General features: G+C 70.0%; 11 protein-coding genes. 10 read left to right on the top strand and 1 reads right to left on the bottom strand.

The window, feature by feature from the left end; translation table 11 throughout:
- Positions 1 to 64 precede the first annotated feature (64 nt).
- Positions 65 to 1,237, bottom strand: coding sequence for an ROK family protein (locus tag ACIRG9_RS27725; RefSeq protein WP_402862024.1), 1,173 nt, complete (start codon positions 1,235 to 1,237; stop codon positions 65 to 67).
- Positions 1,238 to 1,369: 132 nt separating this feature from the next.
- Between ACIRG9_RS27725 and ACIRG9_RS27720 the strand changes: the two genes are divergently transcribed.
- From ACIRG9_RS27720 to ACIRG9_RS27675, 10 genes are all read left to right on the top strand, one after another.
- On the top strand, positions 1,370 to 2,497 hold the full coding sequence (locus tag ACIRG9_RS27720; RefSeq protein ID WP_402862021.1) for a Gfo/Idh/MocA family protein: 1,128 nt from the start codon (positions 1,370 to 1,372) through the stop codon (positions 2,495 to 2,497).
- The gene (locus tag ACIRG9_RS27715; RefSeq protein ID WP_402862018.1) at positions 2,494 to 3,999 is read left to right on the top strand and encodes a sugar ABC transporter ATP-binding protein; all 1,506 of its coding nucleotides are present in this window, start codon (positions 2,494 to 2,496) and stop codon (positions 3,997 to 3,999) included. The genes ACIRG9_RS27720 and ACIRG9_RS27715 overlap by 4 nt, the downstream gene beginning before the upstream one ends.
- Positions 3,996 to 5,021: an ABC transporter permease gene (locus ACIRG9_RS27710; protein WP_402862015.1), complete on the top strand. Its 1,026-nt coding sequence runs from the start codon at positions 3,996 to 3,998 to the stop codon at positions 5,019 to 5,021. The genes ACIRG9_RS27715 and ACIRG9_RS27710 overlap by 4 nt, the downstream gene beginning before the upstream one ends.
- Positions 5,018 to 6,031 (top strand): ABC transporter permease, encoded by a 1,014-nt coding sequence (locus tag ACIRG9_RS27705; RefSeq protein WP_402862012.1) that lies wholly within the window; start codon positions 5,018 to 5,020, stop codon positions 6,029 to 6,031. Before ACIRG9_RS27710 ends, ACIRG9_RS27705 begins: the two co-directional genes overlap by 4 nt.
- A gap of 32 nt (positions 6,032 to 6,063) precedes the next feature.
- Positions 6,064 to 7,239, top strand: coding sequence for a substrate-binding domain-containing protein (locus tag ACIRG9_RS27700; protein WP_402862009.1), 1,176 nt, complete (start codon positions 6,064 to 6,066; stop codon positions 7,237 to 7,239).
- Positions 7,236 to 8,093, top strand: coding sequence for a sugar phosphate isomerase/epimerase family protein (locus ACIRG9_RS27695; RefSeq protein ID WP_402862006.1), 858 nt, complete (start codon positions 7,236 to 7,238; stop codon positions 8,091 to 8,093). Before ACIRG9_RS27700 ends, ACIRG9_RS27695 begins: the two co-directional genes overlap by 4 nt.
- 169 nt (positions 8,094 to 8,262) lie before the next feature.
- Positions 8,263 to 14,274: a ThuA domain-containing protein gene (locus ACIRG9_RS27690; RefSeq protein WP_402862003.1), complete on the top strand. Its 6,012-nt coding sequence runs from the start codon at positions 8,263 to 8,265 to the stop codon at positions 14,272 to 14,274.
- Positions 14,275 to 14,615: 341 nt separating this feature from the next.
- Complete coding sequence (locus tag ACIRG9_RS27685; RefSeq protein ID WP_402862000.1) at positions 14,616 to 15,269, top strand: VanZ family protein; 654 nt, start codon at positions 14,616 to 14,618, stop codon at positions 15,267 to 15,269.
- Positions 15,270 to 15,327: 58 nt separating this feature from the next.
- Positions 15,328 to 16,023, top strand: a complete 696-nt coding sequence (locus ACIRG9_RS27680; RefSeq protein WP_402861997.1) for a response regulator transcription factor — start codon at positions 15,328 to 15,330, stop codon at positions 16,021 to 16,023.
- Positions 16,024 to 16,033: 10 nt separating this feature from the next.
- The gene (locus tag ACIRG9_RS27675; RefSeq protein ID WP_402861994.1) at positions 16,034 to 17,119 is read left to right on the top strand and encodes a sensor histidine kinase; all 1,086 of its coding nucleotides are present in this window, start codon (positions 16,034 to 16,036) and stop codon (positions 17,117 to 17,119) included.
- Positions 17,120 to 17,149 lie beyond the last annotated feature (30 nt).

Below are 17,149 nucleotides of genomic sequence, written 5' to 3'. Positions count from 1 at the left end.
CGCCAAGCGACCGTGGAGTGCGCCTAAACCGGCTCAATGCAGGCTTGGGCTGGCTCGCCGACGGTCACGCCAGCTCGCGGTCGAGCACGGTGGGGGAGAGGGCGTGCTGGACGACCATCGACGCCGCGCCGACGACACCGGCGTTCGCGCCGGCCTGTGAGGTGACGATGCGCAGACGCTCGGTGGCCAGCGGCAGGGAACGTCGGTAGATCGACTCCCGCACCCCCGCCAGGAGCATCTCGCCGGCCTGGGCGAGTGCCCCGCCTATCACGATCAGTGATGGGTTGAACAGGCTGACGCAGGCGGCCAGGACTTCGCCGATGTCCCGGCCGGCCTGGCGTACGGCTTGACCGGCGATCGGGCTGCCGGCCTGCACATGTGCCACGACATCGGCGTTGGTCATCGCGTTGAGGCCGGCGGCGCGGAGCTTCGCGGCGATGGCGGGACCGCTGGCCACGGCCTCCAGACACCCGGTGTTGCCGCAGCGGCAGGCCACGTCGCCCGCGTGTGGGGCCAGGATGTGCCCGAGATCGCCGGCCGCGCCGACGTCGCCTCGGTGCAGTCGGCCGTTGCTGATGAGGCCGGAGCCGATGCCGGTGGCGACCTTGACGAAGATCATGTGCGCCTCGGCCGGGAAGCAGCGGACATGCTCACCGAGCGCCATCAGGTTGACCTCGTTGTCCACCAGCACCGGCACGGCGAAGTCGGCGGCGATCCGGGCGGGTACGTCGTACCCGTTCCAGCCCGGCATGATCGGCGGGTGGTTCGGCTTGCCGGTCGAGTGCTCGACCGGGCCGGGCAGCCCGATGCCGACGCCGGCGACGGGGGCGGTGGCGTCGTGGTCGGCGCGCATCCGGCGCCAGGTGTCGATGAGCAGGCCGAGCACCGCGTCGGGACCGTCGGCGATGTCCAGTGTGAGCTCCTCGATGGCCAGCGGCTCACCGGTGAGATCGGCGATGGCGACGGTGGCGTGGGTGGCCCCGACGTCGGCCGCCAGCACCAGTCGGGCGCGGGCGTTGAACACGAACCTGCTTGCGGGCCGGCCGCCGGTGACGGCGTCGTTGCCCCAGTCCGTCACCAGCCCGGCGTCCATGAGCGCGTCGAGGCGCAGGCGCACGGTGGACCGGGCCAGCCCGGTTTCGGTCGCCAGTTCGGCACGGGTGCGCGCCTGTCCGTCGCGCAGCAGCCGTAGCAGCTCGCCGGGCGACGCCGGGACGGTGGTTTGCCCTTGGTTCATACCTCAATTAAAGCGAAGCCTCCGGGTTTCGTTGGCGGAGGTGAGGGTTTGAGGTGTTGATCATCGCGGTATCGGCGACCGGGGCGAGACTTTTGATTGACGTCCGCCATAAGTCGGCGCTATCGTCGCCGCATGTCTGTGGCCGATGTCATAAAGACGTCTGGTGGGCTCGAGTCCGAGCAGCGCACCCTGCGTGTGGCGGTTGTGGGCGCGGGGTTCATGGGACGGGTGCACGCGGAGGCCGCCCGGCGCGCGGGGGCGACCGTCGTGGCCGCGGTGGCATCACGCCCCGAGGGAGCCGCCGCCGCGGCGCGCGCCGTCGGCGCGGACGAGGGCTACCCGGACCTGGCGGCCCTGCTCGACGACGCCGATATCGACGTGCTGCACGTGTGCACACCCAACGCGTTACACGCCCCCGTCACCGCCGCCGCGCTCGCCGCCGGCGTGCACATCATCTGCGAGAAGCCGCTCGCCACGGGCAGCGCCGAGGCCAGGGCACTGGTGCAGGCGGCCGGCGACCGGGTCACCACGGTGCCGTTCGTCTACCGCTTCCACCCGATGGTGCGCGAATTGCGAGCGCGGCTGGCCGCGGGCGAGGCGGGCATCGTCGCCAGCGTGACCGGTGGCTACCTACAGGACTGGCTGTCCCGCCCGTCCGACGACGACTGGCGGGTCGACGCCGCGCTCGGCGGGCCGTCACGGGCGTTCGCCGACATCGGCTCGCACTGGTGCGACCTGTTCGAGTTCGTCACGGGCGACCGGATCGCCCGGCTGTCCGCGCGCACCGCGGTCGTGCACGAGCGCGTCCGCGCAAACAGCGAGCCCACCGAGGACCTGGCGGCCGTGCACTTCACCACGGCCGCCGGGATGGTTGGCACGCTGGTGGTGTCGCAGGTCGCCGCGGGCCGCAAGAACCGGCTGCACCTGGAGCTCTCCGGCACCGAGGCGAGCTTCGGATTCGACCAGGAGGACCCGGAGCGGCTGTGGATCGGCCGGCGCGAGGGCGGCCAGACACTGCTGCGTGACCCGGAAAGCCTGCATCCCTCCGCGGCGCGCTATGTCCGGCTGCCCGCCGGACACGCGCAGGGCTACCAGGACTGCTTCGACGCGTTCGTCGCCGACACCTACCGGGCGGTGCGCGGCGAGGACGTCCCGGACGGGTTGCCCACGTTCGCGGACGGCCTGCGGGCCGTCCGACTCACCGAGACGGTGCTGGCGTCGGCGGCGGCGGACGGCGCGTGGACCGAGGTGCCGGCATGACGCCCGGCACAACGACGAGCGTACGACTGAGCGGCATCAACAAGTCTTTCCTCGGCGTGCCGGTGCTGCACGGCGTCGACCTGGAACTGCGGGGCGGCGAGGTACACGCGGTGATGGGCGAGAACGGCGCGGGCAAGTCCACACTGCTCAAGGTGCTGGCCGGGGTGCACCGACCGGACAGCGGCACCGTCGAGGTCGACGGCGTCGAGACCTCCTTCGCCAGCCCCACCGACGCGCAGCGGGCCGGCATCGCGATCATCCATCAGGAATTCACCCTCCTGCCGCACCGCAGCGTCGCCGAGAACGTCTACCTCGGCCGCGAGCCCGTGCGGCGGATGCAGGTCGACCGGCGGCGCATGGTGGCCGACACCAGAAAGCTGCTGGACTGGCTCGGCGAAGACGGCATCGATCCGACCGACACCGTGGCATCACTGTCGGTCGCCCAGCAGCAGGTCGTGGAGATCGTCAAGGCGCTGTCGACCGACGCTCGGGTGCTGGGCATGGACGAGCCGACCGCCGCGCTCGCCGATCACGAGGTCGAACTGCTCTACGACCTGGTCCACCGGCTGCGCGAGCGGGGCATCGCGATCCTCTACGTCTCGCACCGGATGCGCGAGGTGTTCGACCTCTCCGACCGGATCACCGTGCTCAAAGACGGCGGGCTCGTCACCTGCGCCCCGACCAGCGAGCTGACCTCGGAAGACCTGGTCCGGCACATGGTAGGCCGCGAACTCGGCGAGTACTACCCGGACCGGGCGGCCCCCGACGACCTCGGGCCGGTCCGCCTCGCCTTGCGCGGTGCCGGCAACGCCCGCCTCCGCGACGTGAACCTCGAGGTACGCGCCGGGGAGATCGTCGGGCTGGCCGGGCTGCAGGGGTCTGGCCGTTCGGCCGTCGCACGCGCGGTGTTCGGCGTCGAACCGTTCACCCGCGGCAAGGTGGAGGTGGACGGGCAGGCGCAGCGGGTGAACCGACCCCGCACCGCCGTACGCCTCGGGATCGCGCTGGTCACCGAGGACCGCAAGGGCGACGGGTTGGCGCTCCGCCAGTCCGTACGCGACAACATGTTGCTGGTGCGCCGCGCCGCGCTGCGCGGCGCACGCTCCCGCGCGAGCGCCGACGTGCAGGCGTTGCTCGACCTGGTCGCCGTGGTGTCCCGTGGCGAGCACCAGGAGGTCCGGTTCCTGTCCGGCGGCAACCAGCAAAAGGTCGTACTCGCCAAATGGCTGGCGATCGAGCCGCGGGTGCTGGTGGTTGACGAACCGACGCGCGGCATCGACGTCGGCGCGAAGCGGGCCGTGCACGTGCTGCTGCGTGATCTCGCGCGGCGCGGCGTGGCGGTGCTGATGATCTCCTCCGAGCTCCCCGAGCTGATCGGGCTGAGTGACCGGATCCTCGTCATGCACGACGGTGCGCTCGCCGGTGAGCTGCCCGCCGGCACCAGTGAGGAGGCTGTGATGGCGCTGGCCACCGGGCAGGGGATCGGTGAGGAGGCGGCATGAGCACCCTTCAGGAGAACACCCTGGCGGTCAAGCGGACGGCCGCGCGGCCGGCATCGCTCCGGCGGCTCACCCCGGTCGCCATCGTCTACCTCGCACTCGTCGCCCTGCTCGTCGTCGGCAGCGTCCTGGTCGGGCTGCGCGGCGAGGTCCTGCTCGACCAGGCCGGCATCCTCAACATCCTTACCCGCGCCACCGCGCTCGGTCTCGTCGCGATAGGACAGACGATGGTGATCCTCACCGGATCCCTCGACCTCTCCGTCGCCTACCTGGTCGGCCTCACCTCACTGATCGCGGCCGGGACGATGGCCGGGCGGGACGGCATGGTCGTGCCCGGCGTGCTGCTCGCGCTCGCCGTGGCCGCCGGGGTCGGCCTGGTCAACGGGCTGGTCATCACCGTCCTCAAGGCCAACGCCTTCATCGCGACGCTCGGCATGGCGCTGATCCTGCGTGGCTACCTCGAGGACACCTACACCGGCCCGACCGGCGACGTACCGCGCGGCTTCCAGCACCTCGGCTACGACCGGATCGGCCCGGTGCCGGTCGCGGCGCTACTCATGCTGGCCGTCGCCGCACTCACCTGGTGGTACCTGTCGCGGACCCGCCCCGGCTACCACATGTACGCCGTCGGTGGCGACATCGAGGTCGCCCGGCTGTCCGGGGTACCGGCCCGTCGGGTCATCGTCACCGCGCACGTGCTGTGCTCGGTCGCCGCCGGCCTCACCGGGATCTACCTCGCCAGCCGACTCGGCTCGGGCGCCCCGTACGTCGGCACCGACGCCGGGTACGACCTGGAGTCGATCGCCGCCGTCGTGCTCGGCGGGACGCTGCTCGCCGGTGGCCGGGGCGGCGTCGTCGGCACCATCGGCGGCGTTCTCATCCTGGCCACCCTCGACACGATCTTCGACGACCTCGAGGTCGACCCGTTCTTCAAGGACGTGGTGCGCGGTGTCGTACTCGTGACCGCGGTCGCGCTCTACGCCCGGCGCATGATGGCCAACCGCGCTCGTGGGAGGTTGACATGACCTGGCGTCCCCGCCTGGCCGAGGGCACCGCGCCGGTGCTCGTCGTCCTGCTCGTCCTGCTCGTCGGCCTCGCGATCGTCGGCCCGGCCTACCACGAGCCGTCCGGCTACCTGGCGCTGCTCAAGCGGGCCGCACCCCTGATGATCCTCGCGATCGGGCAGTACTTCGTCATCGTCTCCGGCGGGTTCGACCTGTCGGTCGGCGCACTGGTGACCGCCGGGGTGGTCATCGCCGCCCGGCTCATCAACGGAAGTGAGTCCGCAACGGCGCGCGTGATCCTGCTCGTGCTCGGGTTCGGCCTGCTGGTCGGACTGGTCAACGGGCTGGTCACGACGAAGCTCCTGGTGCCGTCGTTCATCGTCACGCTCGGCATGCTGCTCGTGCTCAACGGCGCGATCTTCCTGTGGACCGGCGGCGCCCCACGCGGCGCGCTCTCCACCGGATTCCGGACGTTCGGACGCGGCTCCGTGGACGTCCCGCTGCTCGGCGACGTCCCCTGGTCAGTGCTCATCCTGCTGGCGATCCTGGTGGCCGCGGCGCTGTTCATGCGCGCCGGCACCGGCCGGGCGCTGGTCGCGGTCGGCGACAACGAGGCCACCGTACGACTGTCCGGAGGCCAGGTCGACCGGCTCCGGCTGCTCGCGTTCGTCCTCTCCGGAGTGCTCGCCGCGGTCGCCGCGATCCTGCTCGGCGGGTTCGCCGGCGTCTCGGCGCAGGTCGGCAACGGCCTGGAGTTCCGGGCGATCACCGCCGTCGTACTGGGCGGCGTCCTCCTCGGCGGCGGACGCGGCTCGGTGGTCGCGGCCGCCGCCGGCGCGCTGTCCCTGGAGGCCCTGTTCACGCTGCTGAACCTCCTCGGCGTCAGCGGCGCCCTCGAGTCGGCCGTGCAGGGCGTGATCATCATCGCCGCCGTCGCCTACGCCTCCCTCGGCAGCGGCGGGCGGCAGCGGCTGCGGTCGTGGTCGAAACAACGAAACGGCGCGCGCCCCGCGCAACCCGCCTCCTCCTGAAGTCCCCAAGGTTAGTAAGGAGAACAAAAATAATGACCAAGAGATGGGCCCTGGTGGCTGTGGCGGGCGCGCTCGCGCTCGCCGGGTGCTCGAGCGACCTGCCCGACGACCAGAGCGCCGGCAGCGGATCACCCAGTTCGGCCGCCGGCAAGTCGAAGTTCTTCGACCAGGCTGAGTACGAGCGCCAGCTGGCGTTCCGCAACGCCACGCCAGAGGGGCCGGACGGCAAACCGTGGGAGCAGATGCTCAAGCCGGAACTGGTCGACACCACGAAGTTCGCCAAGCCCGGCGGGAACTACACCCTCTGCTTCTCCAACGCGGCAGTGGACAACCCGTGGCGGCAGGTGGGCTTCAAGACCATGCAGCAGGAGGTGAAGCTGCATCCGGAGATCACCACCTTCACCGTGCTGGATGCGGAGGCCAAGGACGACAAACAGATCAGCGACATCCAGTCGCTGGCCGCCAAGAAATGCGCCGCGATCATCATCTCGCCGAACACCACCGCCACGCTGACGCCGGCCGTCGAGCAGGCGTGCGCTACCGGAGTGCCGGTGATCGTGTTCGACCGAGGCGTCAACACCAACTGCCCGGTCACCTTCATCCACCCCATCGGCGGCTTCGCCTTCGGCGCGAACGGCGCGGAGTTCCTCAAGGAAAAGGTCAAGCCGGGCGGCAAGATCCTCGCCCTGCGAATCCTGCCCGGAGTGGACGTGCTCGAGCAGCGCTGGGCGGCCGCCAACGAGATCTTCGCCGGCAGCGAGCTCAAGGTGGCCGGGGTGGAGTTCACCGACGGCGACGCGGCCAAGACCAAGAGCATCGTGGCCGACTACATCCAGCGCGAAGGAAAGATCGACGGCGTGTGGATGGACGCGGGCGCGACCGCCGTCGCCGCGGTCGAGGCGTTCCAGGACGCCGGTGTCGACGTGCCCGCCATCGTCGGCGAGGACCAGCAGGACTTCCTGCGGATGTGGGTCGACGAGAACCTGACCGCGGTCGCGCCGACCTATCCCACCTACCAGTGGCGCACCCCGATCATCGCCGCGCTGAAGATCCTCAAGGGCGAGCAGGTGCCGAAGGAGTGGGTGCTGCCGCAGCCGCGGATCACCGGCGACGACGTCAAGGACTACGTCAAGCAGGACATGCCGCCACTGCACTACGCGATGTGCGGCTGTGAGGCGATGCCGGGCTACCCGGGACCCTGGAAGTGAGCAGACATCCGCTCGGGGTCAACACCTGGGTGTGGACCTCGCCGCTGACCGACGCGACCTTGGCCGCCCTCGCGGCCAAGGTCGCCGGTTGGGGCTTCGACGTGCTCGAACTCCCGGTGGAGAATCTGGGCGACTGGGAGCCGAAGCGAGCCGCCCAGGTGCTCGCCGACCACGGCCTCGGGGCCACCGTGTGTCTCGTCATGCCACCCGGTCGTGAGTTGGTCGAGGCGGACCGGGCCACCATCAGGTCCACCCAGGACTACCTGTTCGGCGTAGTGGACGCCGCCGCCACGGTCGGGTCGCCGGTGATCGCCGGACCGGCGTACGCCTCGGTCGGCCGGACCTGGCGGCTGTCACCGACCCAGCGGGCCGCGGCGTACGCGCAGCTGCGGGACAGCCTCGCCCCCGTCGTCGAGCACGCGGGCGCGGCCGGCGTCACGGTGGCCGTCGAGCCGCTCAACCGCTACGAGACGAGCCTGCTCAACACCATCGGCCAGGCCCTCGAGGCGATCGGCGACCTGCCGCACTGCGGGGTCGCGCTGGACGTCTACCACCAGAACATCGAGGAGACGGACATCCCGGCGGCGATCCGCTCGGCCGCCGGCCGGGTGGCGCACGTCCAGGTCTGCGGCAACGACCGCGGCACGCCCGGCACCGACCACCTGGACTGGCCGGCGATCCTCGCCGCGCTGGACAAGGCGGACTATACGGGCCCGCTGTGCATCGAGTCGTTCACCGCGGAGAACGCGTCGATTGCGACGGCCGCCTCCATCTGGCGTCCGCTCGCCGCGAGCCAGGACGCGCTCGCCGTGGACGGCCTCACGTTCCTGCGGTCGGTGATGCCCCGGAGCTGACCACCAACTCCACGCCAGTCCGACGGCGCCGGCACGCCGCACGGTCTTGACTTCCTCCACCCGCCTGAAGGCGGGGGACTCCTCCCCTCGCAGGGTGGATCTTCCTGCTTCATCGGCGAGTCCGTTTCCTCCCCGGCCCGAAGGCCGGGGTATCCACGGAAGGAATCTGATGAACGTGTCCTGGCGTCCCCGGTGGGGACGATTGCTCGCGATACCCGTCGTCGGCGCGCTCGCGCTGTCCATGATCAGCCCGGCGCCGGCGGCCGCACACCCGGGCGACCACGGCCAAGCCCACGTGCTGATCTTCACCAAGACCACGCAGTTCCGGCACACCGAGGCGATCGAGCAGGGCGTTCCCGTGCTGCAGGCCGCCTTCGCCAGCGCCGGGATCACCTCGCAGCACACCGAAGACTCGTCGATCTTCAACGACGAAGACCTCGCGCACTTCGACGCCCTGGTGATGTTCCAGGCCTCCGGCGACCCGTGGACCGCCGACCAGAAGGCGGCGATGGAACGCTACATGAAGGCCGGCCACGGCATCGTCGCCATCCACAACGCGACCGACATGCGCGGCAACTACGCGTGGTGGGACAACATGATCGGCGCGCTGATGCCCGGCCATGCCGCCACCGGCACCAGCCCCGGCCTGCCCGGCACCGTCCGCGTCGAGGACCACAGCCACCCGTCGACCGCGCACCTGCCGCAGCGGTGGGATCGCGCCGACGAGTGGTACAACTATTCGCTCAACGTCCGCGGAAACGCGCACGTGCTCGCCACGATGGACGAAACGACGTACGACCCGGGCGGCAACGCCATGGGCTACGACCACCCGATCTCGTGGTGCAAGCCGTACGACGGCGGCCGCGCCTGGATGACCGGCATGGGCCACTTCGGGGCGCACTACACCGGCGAGCCAGGGTTGGTGCAGCACATCGTCGGCGGTGTGCGGTGGGCGGCCGGCCTGGTCGAGGGCGACTGCGGCGGCACGGTGTGGGACCAGTTCGAACGGGTCCCGCTGGACCAGAACACCAGCGCCCCGTTCGCCATGGACGTCGCGCCCGACGGCCGGGTCTTCTTCACCGAGCTGGTGCGCGGCCAGATCCGGGTGTACGACCCGCGGACGAAGACCACCTCCACCGCGATCACGATCCCGGTGTACTCCGGCGGTGAGGACGGCCTGCTCGGCATCGCGCTCGACCCGAAGTTCGCCCAGAACGGCTACCTCTACATCTACTACGCGCCGGCGAGCACGAACGACAGCGACCCGGCGAACTTCTTCAGCCGGCTGTCCCGGCTCACCGTCGGGCCGGGCTCGCAGATCGACCGCGCCACGGAGAAGGTCCTGCTCGAGGTGCCGGCCCGCCGGCTACCCGACGAGCCCGGTCACACCGGCGGCGGCCTCGCGTTCGGCCCGGACGGGAACCTCTACCTGAGCGTCGGCGACGACGTGAACCCGCACTCCGAGCCGTCCGGCGGTTACGCGCCACTGTCCGAACGGGACGGCACGTTCCACGACGCGCGGGCGACCTCGGCCAACACCAACGACCTGCGCGGCAAGCTGCTGCGGATCCGCCCCGAGCCGGACGGCACCTACTCCATCCCGGCGGGCAACATGTTCGCGCCGGGCACGGCGAAGACTCGGCCGGAGATCTACGCGATGGGCTTCCGCAACCCGTTCCGGTTCTCGATCGATCCGAAGACCGGGGCCATCGGGATGGCGGACTACTCGCCGGACAACAGCAACGACAACCCGGACCGCGGACCCGCCGGCATCGCCGAATGGAACCTGATCACCGAGCCCGGCTTCTACGGCTGGCCGCTGTGCATGGGCAACAACGAGCCGTTCCGGGACGTGGACTACCGGACGAACCCGGTGACGGTCGGCCCGTACTTCGACTGCAAGAAGCCGATCAACGACTCGATTCGCAACACCGGCCTCACCGAGCTGCCGGCCGCCAAGCCGGCCAAGATGTGGTACGGCTACAAGCGCTCCTCGGTGCCGTCGGTCATCCCGCAGGGCGGCGGCCTGGCTCCGATGGGCGGCCCGTTCTACAACTACGACCCGAACCTGGAGTCCGACACCAAGTTCCCGGCGTCCTACGACGGCAAACCGTTCTTCTACGAGTGGTCGCGGAACAAGATGTACTCGATCCTCCCGGACGGGCAGGGCGGGGTCGAGAAGGTCAACCCATTCCTTCCGCAGCAGGAGTTCCTCGCCCCGATCGACTCCAAGTTCGGCCCCGACGGCTCGATGTACGTGCTGGACTGGGGTGGCGGCTTCGGCCGCGACAACCCGAACTCGGGGCTGTACCGGGTCGACTACATCTCCGGCTCGCGTTCACCGACGGCGAAGATCGGCGCGTCGCCGGACTCCGGACAGGCGCCGCTGCAGGTCCGCTTCGACGGCTCCGGCAGCACCGACCCGGAGAACGAGCAACTGCGCTACGAGTGGGACTTCACCGGTGACGGCACCGTCGACTCCACCGAGCTGAAGCCGAGCTACACCTACACCACGAACGGCGTCTACAACGCCCGGCTCACGGTGACCGACCCGGCCGGCAAGACCGGGACGGCGACGGTGCCGATCACGGTCGGCAACACCCGACCGAAGGTGAAGTTCAACCTGCCGCCCAACGGCGCGTTCTTCGACTTCGGCGACGAGATCAGCTGGGACCTGTCGGTCACCGACGCCGAAGACACCCAGATCGACGACGCCGACGTGATCATCCAGCCGGCGATGGGCCACGACGAGCACGCGCACCCGGCCGAACCGCTGCACGGACGCACCGGCAAGGTGGTCGCCGACCTCGGCGGCGGGCACGGCGAGGACATGAACGTCTTCTACGCGATCGACGGCCGCTACGCCGACTCCGGCGGCTCGGGCGGCATCCCGAGCCTGACCGGTTCGGACACCACCCTGATGTTCCCGAAGCAGCGGGAGGCGGAGTTCTTCGACAACTCGTCGAACATGACGGTCGTCTCGTCGCGGGACGTCGAGGGCCACGGCAGCTCCATCGTCGGCCAGAACGGGGCCTGGGCGTCGTACGACCCGGTCAACCTGCGCAACGTCGACCGACTGATCGTGCGCGCGTCGGCCGCCACCGCGAGCAGGATCGAACTGCGGCGGGGCGCGCCGGACGGTGAGCTGCTCGGCACCGCGCAGGTGCCGCCGACCAGCGGCGGCGGCTACGTGGACGTCCCGGTCGACGTGTCCGACCCCGGCGAAACGTTCACCCTGTACGCGGTGTTCCCGGGTGCCGGTGAACGGCGCCTGAACTTCATCGAGGCCGACGGCAAGGGCGTCTCGCCGACGAGCAAGCCGAAGATCGCGGTGACCTCCCCGACGCCGGCTGACTCACTGAAGCCAGGCGAGATCCAGGTGACCGCAGCCGCGAGCGACGCGGAGAACACGATCACCAAGGTCGAGTTCTTCGTGGACGGCACGTCGATCGGCATCGACACCACTGCGCCGTACACCATGAAGTGGAACGCGTCCACGGAGAAGCGCTACCAGCTGACCGCGGTCGCGACCAACAACAAGGGCCACCAAACGAGGTCCCGCGTCGTGCAGGTCGAGGTCGGTGACCTCTACGGAGCCTGGCAGACCTACGGCAACACCACCGCCGCGTTCGACCGGCCGGACCAGGACACGTGGATCATCAACGCCGGCGGCGAGAACATGTGGCAGGGCACCGACCAGTACGGCTCGGTGTACCTGCCGGCGGGAGCCGGCAACACCTGGACCGCCACCGTGAAGATCGAGAGCCAGACGAACACGAACAACTCCGCCAAGGCCGGTCTGATCGTCCGCAACGACATCACCCAGCCCGGAAAGTCGCCCGGGTACGCGGCGATGACAATGCGGGCGGGCTCCGGGTTCGAGTGGCTGCGCGACACCGACGGCAACGGCCAACTCGACGCGAGCACCGGCGCCAGCACGACGAGCTACCCGGCCTGGGTGCGGATCGTGCGTGACAGCGGAAAGTACTACGGCTACTGGAGCAAGGACGGGAAGTCGTTCACCCTGGTCGGTGACCCGGTGACGCTGCCCGGCGCCGCCAGCCCGCAGGACATCGGCCTCGCGGTCACCGCGCACAACGCCTCGGCCACCAGCGAGGCGAAGTTCACCGGCTTCACCCTGGTCGACAAGGCCATCCACCCGGCACCGCCGGAGACCGCTCCGGGCTGCGCGATCCGCGGCTCGGACACCTTCGACGGTGACACGCTGAACACCAACCGGTGGACCACGGTGCGGAACGCGCCGAACCTGCCGGTGCGGGTCACCAACGGCGGGCTGGTGCTGCCGGTCACCAACGGCGACATCAACGAGGCGAACACCGGGCCGATCAGCTACACCGGCCAGCGCGCCAAGGTCGGACCGTGGACGATCACCACGAAGGTGACCGTCCCCCACAACCGTGAGTGGCAGCACGCCGGCCTGCTCATGCACGGCACCGACAACGACTACGTCAAGTTGGCGTTCACCCGCAACTCGTCCGGCGGCCGGATCATGGAGTTCCAGACCGAGGCCGGCGGGACGCGGACCTGGCACGCCAACGTGGGCCTGCCCGCCGACTTCCCGTCCACCGCGCACCTGCGACTGGTCAGCGACGGCCAGAAGCTGACCGCGGCGTACTCCGCCGACGGCCAGACCTGGACGGCGCTCGCCGGCTCCGCGAACGTCATCCCGAACGCGACCGTCGGCCCGATGGCCGCCGGGGACACCGGGACGGCACAGGTCAACGCCGTGTTCGACCACTTCACCATCACGCCGGACGGCACGGACGACGGTGTCCGCGCGCCCAGCGACGAGTTCGACGGCAGCACGCTCGACGGCTGCCGATGGAACTCGGTGGTGCGGTACGACTCGACCAAGGCAGCGGTGAGCGGCGGTGCGCTGCGGATCGAGACCCAGCCGGGCGACATCAACGGCACCAACAACGACTCGCCGCGGAACTTCATCCTGCAGAAGATCCCCGCTGACGTCGCCGCCGGCGACTGGACGATCGAGACCCGGCTGACGCCGACGATGCTGCACAAGTGGCAGTTGGCCGGCTTCCTGGTCTACAACAACGACGACAACTACGTGAAGTTCGACGTCGTGGCCAACAACAACGTCGGAACGCCGACGGACCTGCGCGCCGAGCTCGTCTCGGAACGCAACGCACAGTTCGGCAATGGCGGGAACCGGTCGATCGACATCGCCGACTCGTCCGAGAGCGGCTGGTACTACCTGCGGCTGAGCCGGAGTGGAAACACCTACTCGGCCCAGATCAGCGACGGCGGGGTCAACTGGACCTCGCTCGGCCAGCCGGTCACCAACGACGCGGCGATGACCTCGTTCGGCCTGATGGCGCTGGGTCCGGAGCAGGTGCAGCCGGTTACGGTCGGCTTCGACTACTTCCGGATTCTCGACACGACGGCACCGAGCCTGACCGTGTCGGTCGACCCGGCGGAGCCGAACGGCAAGCGCGGCTGGTACAACTCGGCGGTGACGGTCACCGCCTCGGCGAGCGATGACCGCGGCGGCCCCGTCCGCATCGAGTTCGTCGACGGCGACGGCGACTGGACGCAGTACCGTGAGCCGATCCAGGTGACCGGGGACGGCCGGCGGGAGCTGCGGCTCCGGGCGATCGACGAGGCCGGCAACATCTCCGCGCTGAAAGCGGTGTCCCTGAACGTTGACACCACGGACCCGGTGGTGACCGTCGACGGCGTGGCGAACGGCGGCAGGTACGACCTCGGCAGGTCACTGCCGATCGCCGCCACGGCACGGGACGCCACGTCGGGCGTCGACTCGGTGGCCCTCAGACTGGACGGAGCGGCGATCGAGAGCGGTGCGGGTGTCGCACCGACGGCCGGCGAGCACAAGCTGACCGTCGCGGCGACCGACCTGGCCGGCAACACCACGGAGGCGACGGTTGCCTTCGAGGTCGTCGCCACCTACGACAACGCCCAGGCGTTGGTGCGGCGGTACCAGGCGGACCGACTGATCAGCGAGGACCTCGCCGACCACCTGTTCGGCCAGCTCCAAGCGGCCAAGAGCACGGCGGCGGCGGGCAGGCCGGAGCAGGCCAAGGCCGCCCTGGACCGGTACGCGGAGGCGGCCAGCACCGCCACCAACAAGTCGGCCCGCACGCAGTTGCTCGCGGCCGGCGCCTACCTGAAGGCCCGCCTGTGAGGAGATGACGGCGAGCCGGTGCCGGCTGGCTCCCCGACCGGTGCCGGAGCACGCCTTGCGTGCTCCGGCACTCGGCCTTCCACGTCCGCGTGGCCTGCGTTCGCTCGGTAACAGGCCGAGCACACGGTGACCGTCCGGGTCGTGGGCCGGTTGCCCATCGACGTCGACGGTCGGCTGCGGGCACTGGTCGGGGCCGCGGTGCCGGGCAAGGACGCCGGGGATGCCGTGTATCGCGGGCGTATGCAAAATTGCATACGCCATCGCAACGGCCCTCCGTCTCTGATGGGGGCGTGAACCAGAGTTCATCCCTGCCGGCACCGCCCCGCCGTACGCGCAGGATCGTGGGCGTTGGCCTGGCGATCCTCGGTCTGGCGGGCGTGGCGTTCGTCGTGCGGCGCCCGCTCCTGATGTCCGCTCCGAGGTGCATGGCCGGGCAGTGGCACGGCTGCTTCGATACGTTCAACGGTGTGCTGCTCATGATGCTGGTCGGGCTGCCGTTGGCCGCTCTGGTGGTGTGGGCGCTGGCGCGCTGTCGGCGTGCCGCCGGCGTCACCTCGGCATGGCGGACGTCGCTGGCCGAGGTGGGCATGGCCTACGGGACGGTGCCGATGGTATGGCTGACCCTGATGCCGGGGCCGGGGGTCGGCGTCGTCCCCGGCCGGGTGAGCCTGGTCCCGCTGCGGGATCTGGTCACGATGGGGCCGGTCGGGATCGGCGGCAATCTGCTGATCTTCGCGGCGCTGGGGTTCTTCGCGCCGATGCGATTCGCGGCGCTGGCGTCCGTGCCGCGGATCCTGGCACTGGGGGCAGGCTGCTCGATTCTGGTCGAAACCGCACAATACGTCTTCCGGCTGGATCGGGTGTCGTCGGTGGATGACGTACTGGTCAACGCGGCCGGCGCCGTGCTGGCCGGGCTGGCGTCGCGCCGCTGGTGGCGCACCACGGCGCAGGTGTCGCCGGATCAGCCTCGCCCCACACCCGTATCGGCAGGTTGAGCCGTTGTCCGGGTGTGCACGTGTGGGCGACAGTTCGTGCGGACAATAGGCTTCCGGTATGCGCGTGCTGATCGTGGAGGACGAGCCTCACCTGGCCGAAGCTGTCCGTGACGGTCTGCGGCTGGAGGCGATTGCCGCCGACATCGCCGGCGACGGCGACACCGCCCTGGAGCTGCTCACCGTCAACTCCTACGACCTCGCGGTTCTCGACCGCGACATCCCCGGCCCCTCCGGCGACGAGGTCGCCCGGCGCATCGTCGCCTCCGGCAGCGGCATCCCGATCCTCATGCTCACCGCTGCCGACCGGATCGACGACAAGTCCTCCGGGTTCGCGCTCGGTGCCGACGACTACCTCACCAAGCCGTTCGAGCTCCGGGAACTCGTCCTGCGTCTGCGAGCGCTCGACCGCAGACGCGGGCACGCCCGGCCTCCGGTCCGCGAGATCGCGGGCCTGCGGCTCGACCCCTTCCGCCGGGAGGTCTTCCGCGACGAACGCTACGTCGCGCTCACCCGCAAGCAGTTCGCCGTGCTCGAAGTCCTCGTCGCCGCCGAAGGCGGTGTCGTCAGCGCCGAAGACCTGTTGGAACGGGCCTGGGACGAGAACGCCAACCCCCTCACCAACGCCGTGCGCATCACCGTCTCCGCACTGCGCAAACGACTCGGCGAGCCATGGCTCATCGCCACCGTGCCAGGTGTCGGCTACCGCATCGACCCGCGATCAGAGGCCGGACACGAGGGAGGCGAGCGTGGATAGGGCCCCTGGGTTGAGCGTTCGGGTCAAACTCACCCTCAGCTACGCCGGATTCCTCATGCTTGCCGGCGTTCTGCTGCTTGCGACGGTATGGGTGTTCCTCCTGCGTTATGTCCCCGAGCGTGCACTTATCGTCTCCGCCTCCACCGGCATTCCCGCTAATGGCGTTTTTCCTGTTCGGTCCAACCTCCTGCACGTTTTCGCTCCGAGGGCAGCCGCAGTGCTGGCATTCCTACTGGCGTTCGGCCTCGTCGGAGGGTGGATTCTCGCCAGCCGGATGCTCGCACCACTGACACAGATCACGGATGCGGCACGGCTGGCCGGAAACAGGTCGCTATCGCACCGGATCCGGATGCAGGGCCGCCAGGACGAGTTCCGTGAGCTCTCCGACGCGTTCGACTCGATGCTCGAACAACTCGAGTCCCACGTCGCCGAACAACAGAGGTTCGCCGCGAACGCCTCCCACGAACTGCGCACCCCGCTCGCGATCTCGCGGACGCTGCTCGACGTCGCCCGCAAGGAATCCACGCGGGACCGGGACGAACTCATCGAACGCCTGCACGCTGCCAATACGCGGGCGATCGACCTCACCGAGGCCCTCCTGCTGCTCAGCCGCGGCGACCGCGGAAACGTCACCCGCGAGAGGACCGACCTCTCCCTCCTCGCCGAAGAAGCCGCCGAAACGCTGCTTCCCCTCGCCGAACAGCGCCGGATCACGCTCGACGTCACCGGCGGGGCGGCCCACACCAGCGGCTCCGCGGAGCTGCTGTTGCGGATCGTGATGAACCTCGTTCAGAACGCCATCGTCCACAACCTCCCCGCCGGCGGCACCGTGCGGGTCCACACCGATGCGCACGGCGACACGAGCGTGCTGCAGGTCGAGAACACGGGTCGTCGGCTGTCACCCGAACTGGTACCGACCCTCACCGAACCCTTCCAGCGCGGAACGGAACGCGTACGCGCCGACGAGCACGCCGGCGTCGGTCTCGGCCTGGCCATCGTGCACAGCATCGTCCGCGCCCACGACGGGACCCTCGACCTCGTCCCCCGCCCCGCCGGCGGACTCCTCGTCACGGTGCGGCTTCCCGGCACGCCGTAGCGATCTCCCCAGCGGCGCCTCGTCCGGGCC

The sequence above is a fragment of the Micromonospora sp. NPDC093277 genome (genome assembly GCF_044765245.1).
Lineage (GTDB): Bacteria > Actinomycetota > Actinomycetes > Mycobacteriales > Micromonosporaceae > Micromonospora.
The sequence above is the reverse complement of the archived record's forward strand: the minus strand, read 5'-3'. Positions and strand labels throughout refer to the sequence as shown.

What these genes read in the sequence shown, in the direction of transcription:
- ACIRG9_RS27690 (WP_402862003.1), top strand. Translation starts at nt 8,263, where the DNA reads ATGAACGTGTCCTGGCGTCCCCGGTGGGGACGATTGCTCGCGATACCC.
- ACIRG9_RS27700 (WP_402862009.1), top strand. Translation starts at nt 6,064, where the DNA reads ATGACCAAGAGATGGGCCCTGGTGGCTGTGGCGGGCGCGCTCGCGCTC.
- ACIRG9_RS27720 (WP_402862021.1), top strand. Translation starts at nt 1,370, where the DNA reads ATGTCTGTGGCCGATGTCATAAAGACGTCTGGTGGGCTCGAGTCCGAG.
- ACIRG9_RS27705 (WP_402862012.1), top strand. Translation starts at nt 5,018, where the DNA reads ATGACCTGGCGTCCCCGCCTGGCCGAGGGCACCGCGCCGGTGCTCGTC.
- ACIRG9_RS27725 (WP_402862024.1), bottom strand. Translation starts at nt 1,237, where the DNA reads ATGAACCAAGGGCAAACCACCGTCCCGGCGTCGCCCGGCGAGCTGCTA.
- ACIRG9_RS27710 (WP_402862015.1), top strand. Translation starts at nt 3,996, where the DNA reads ATGAGCACCCTTCAGGAGAACACCCTGGCGGTCAAGCGGACGGCCGCG.
- ACIRG9_RS27715 (WP_402862018.1), top strand. Translation starts at nt 2,494, where the DNA reads ATGACGCCCGGCACAACGACGAGCGTACGACTGAGCGGCATCAACAAG.
- ACIRG9_RS27680 (WP_402861997.1), top strand. Translation starts at nt 15,328, where the DNA reads ATGCGCGTGCTGATCGTGGAGGACGAGCCTCACCTGGCCGAAGCTGTC.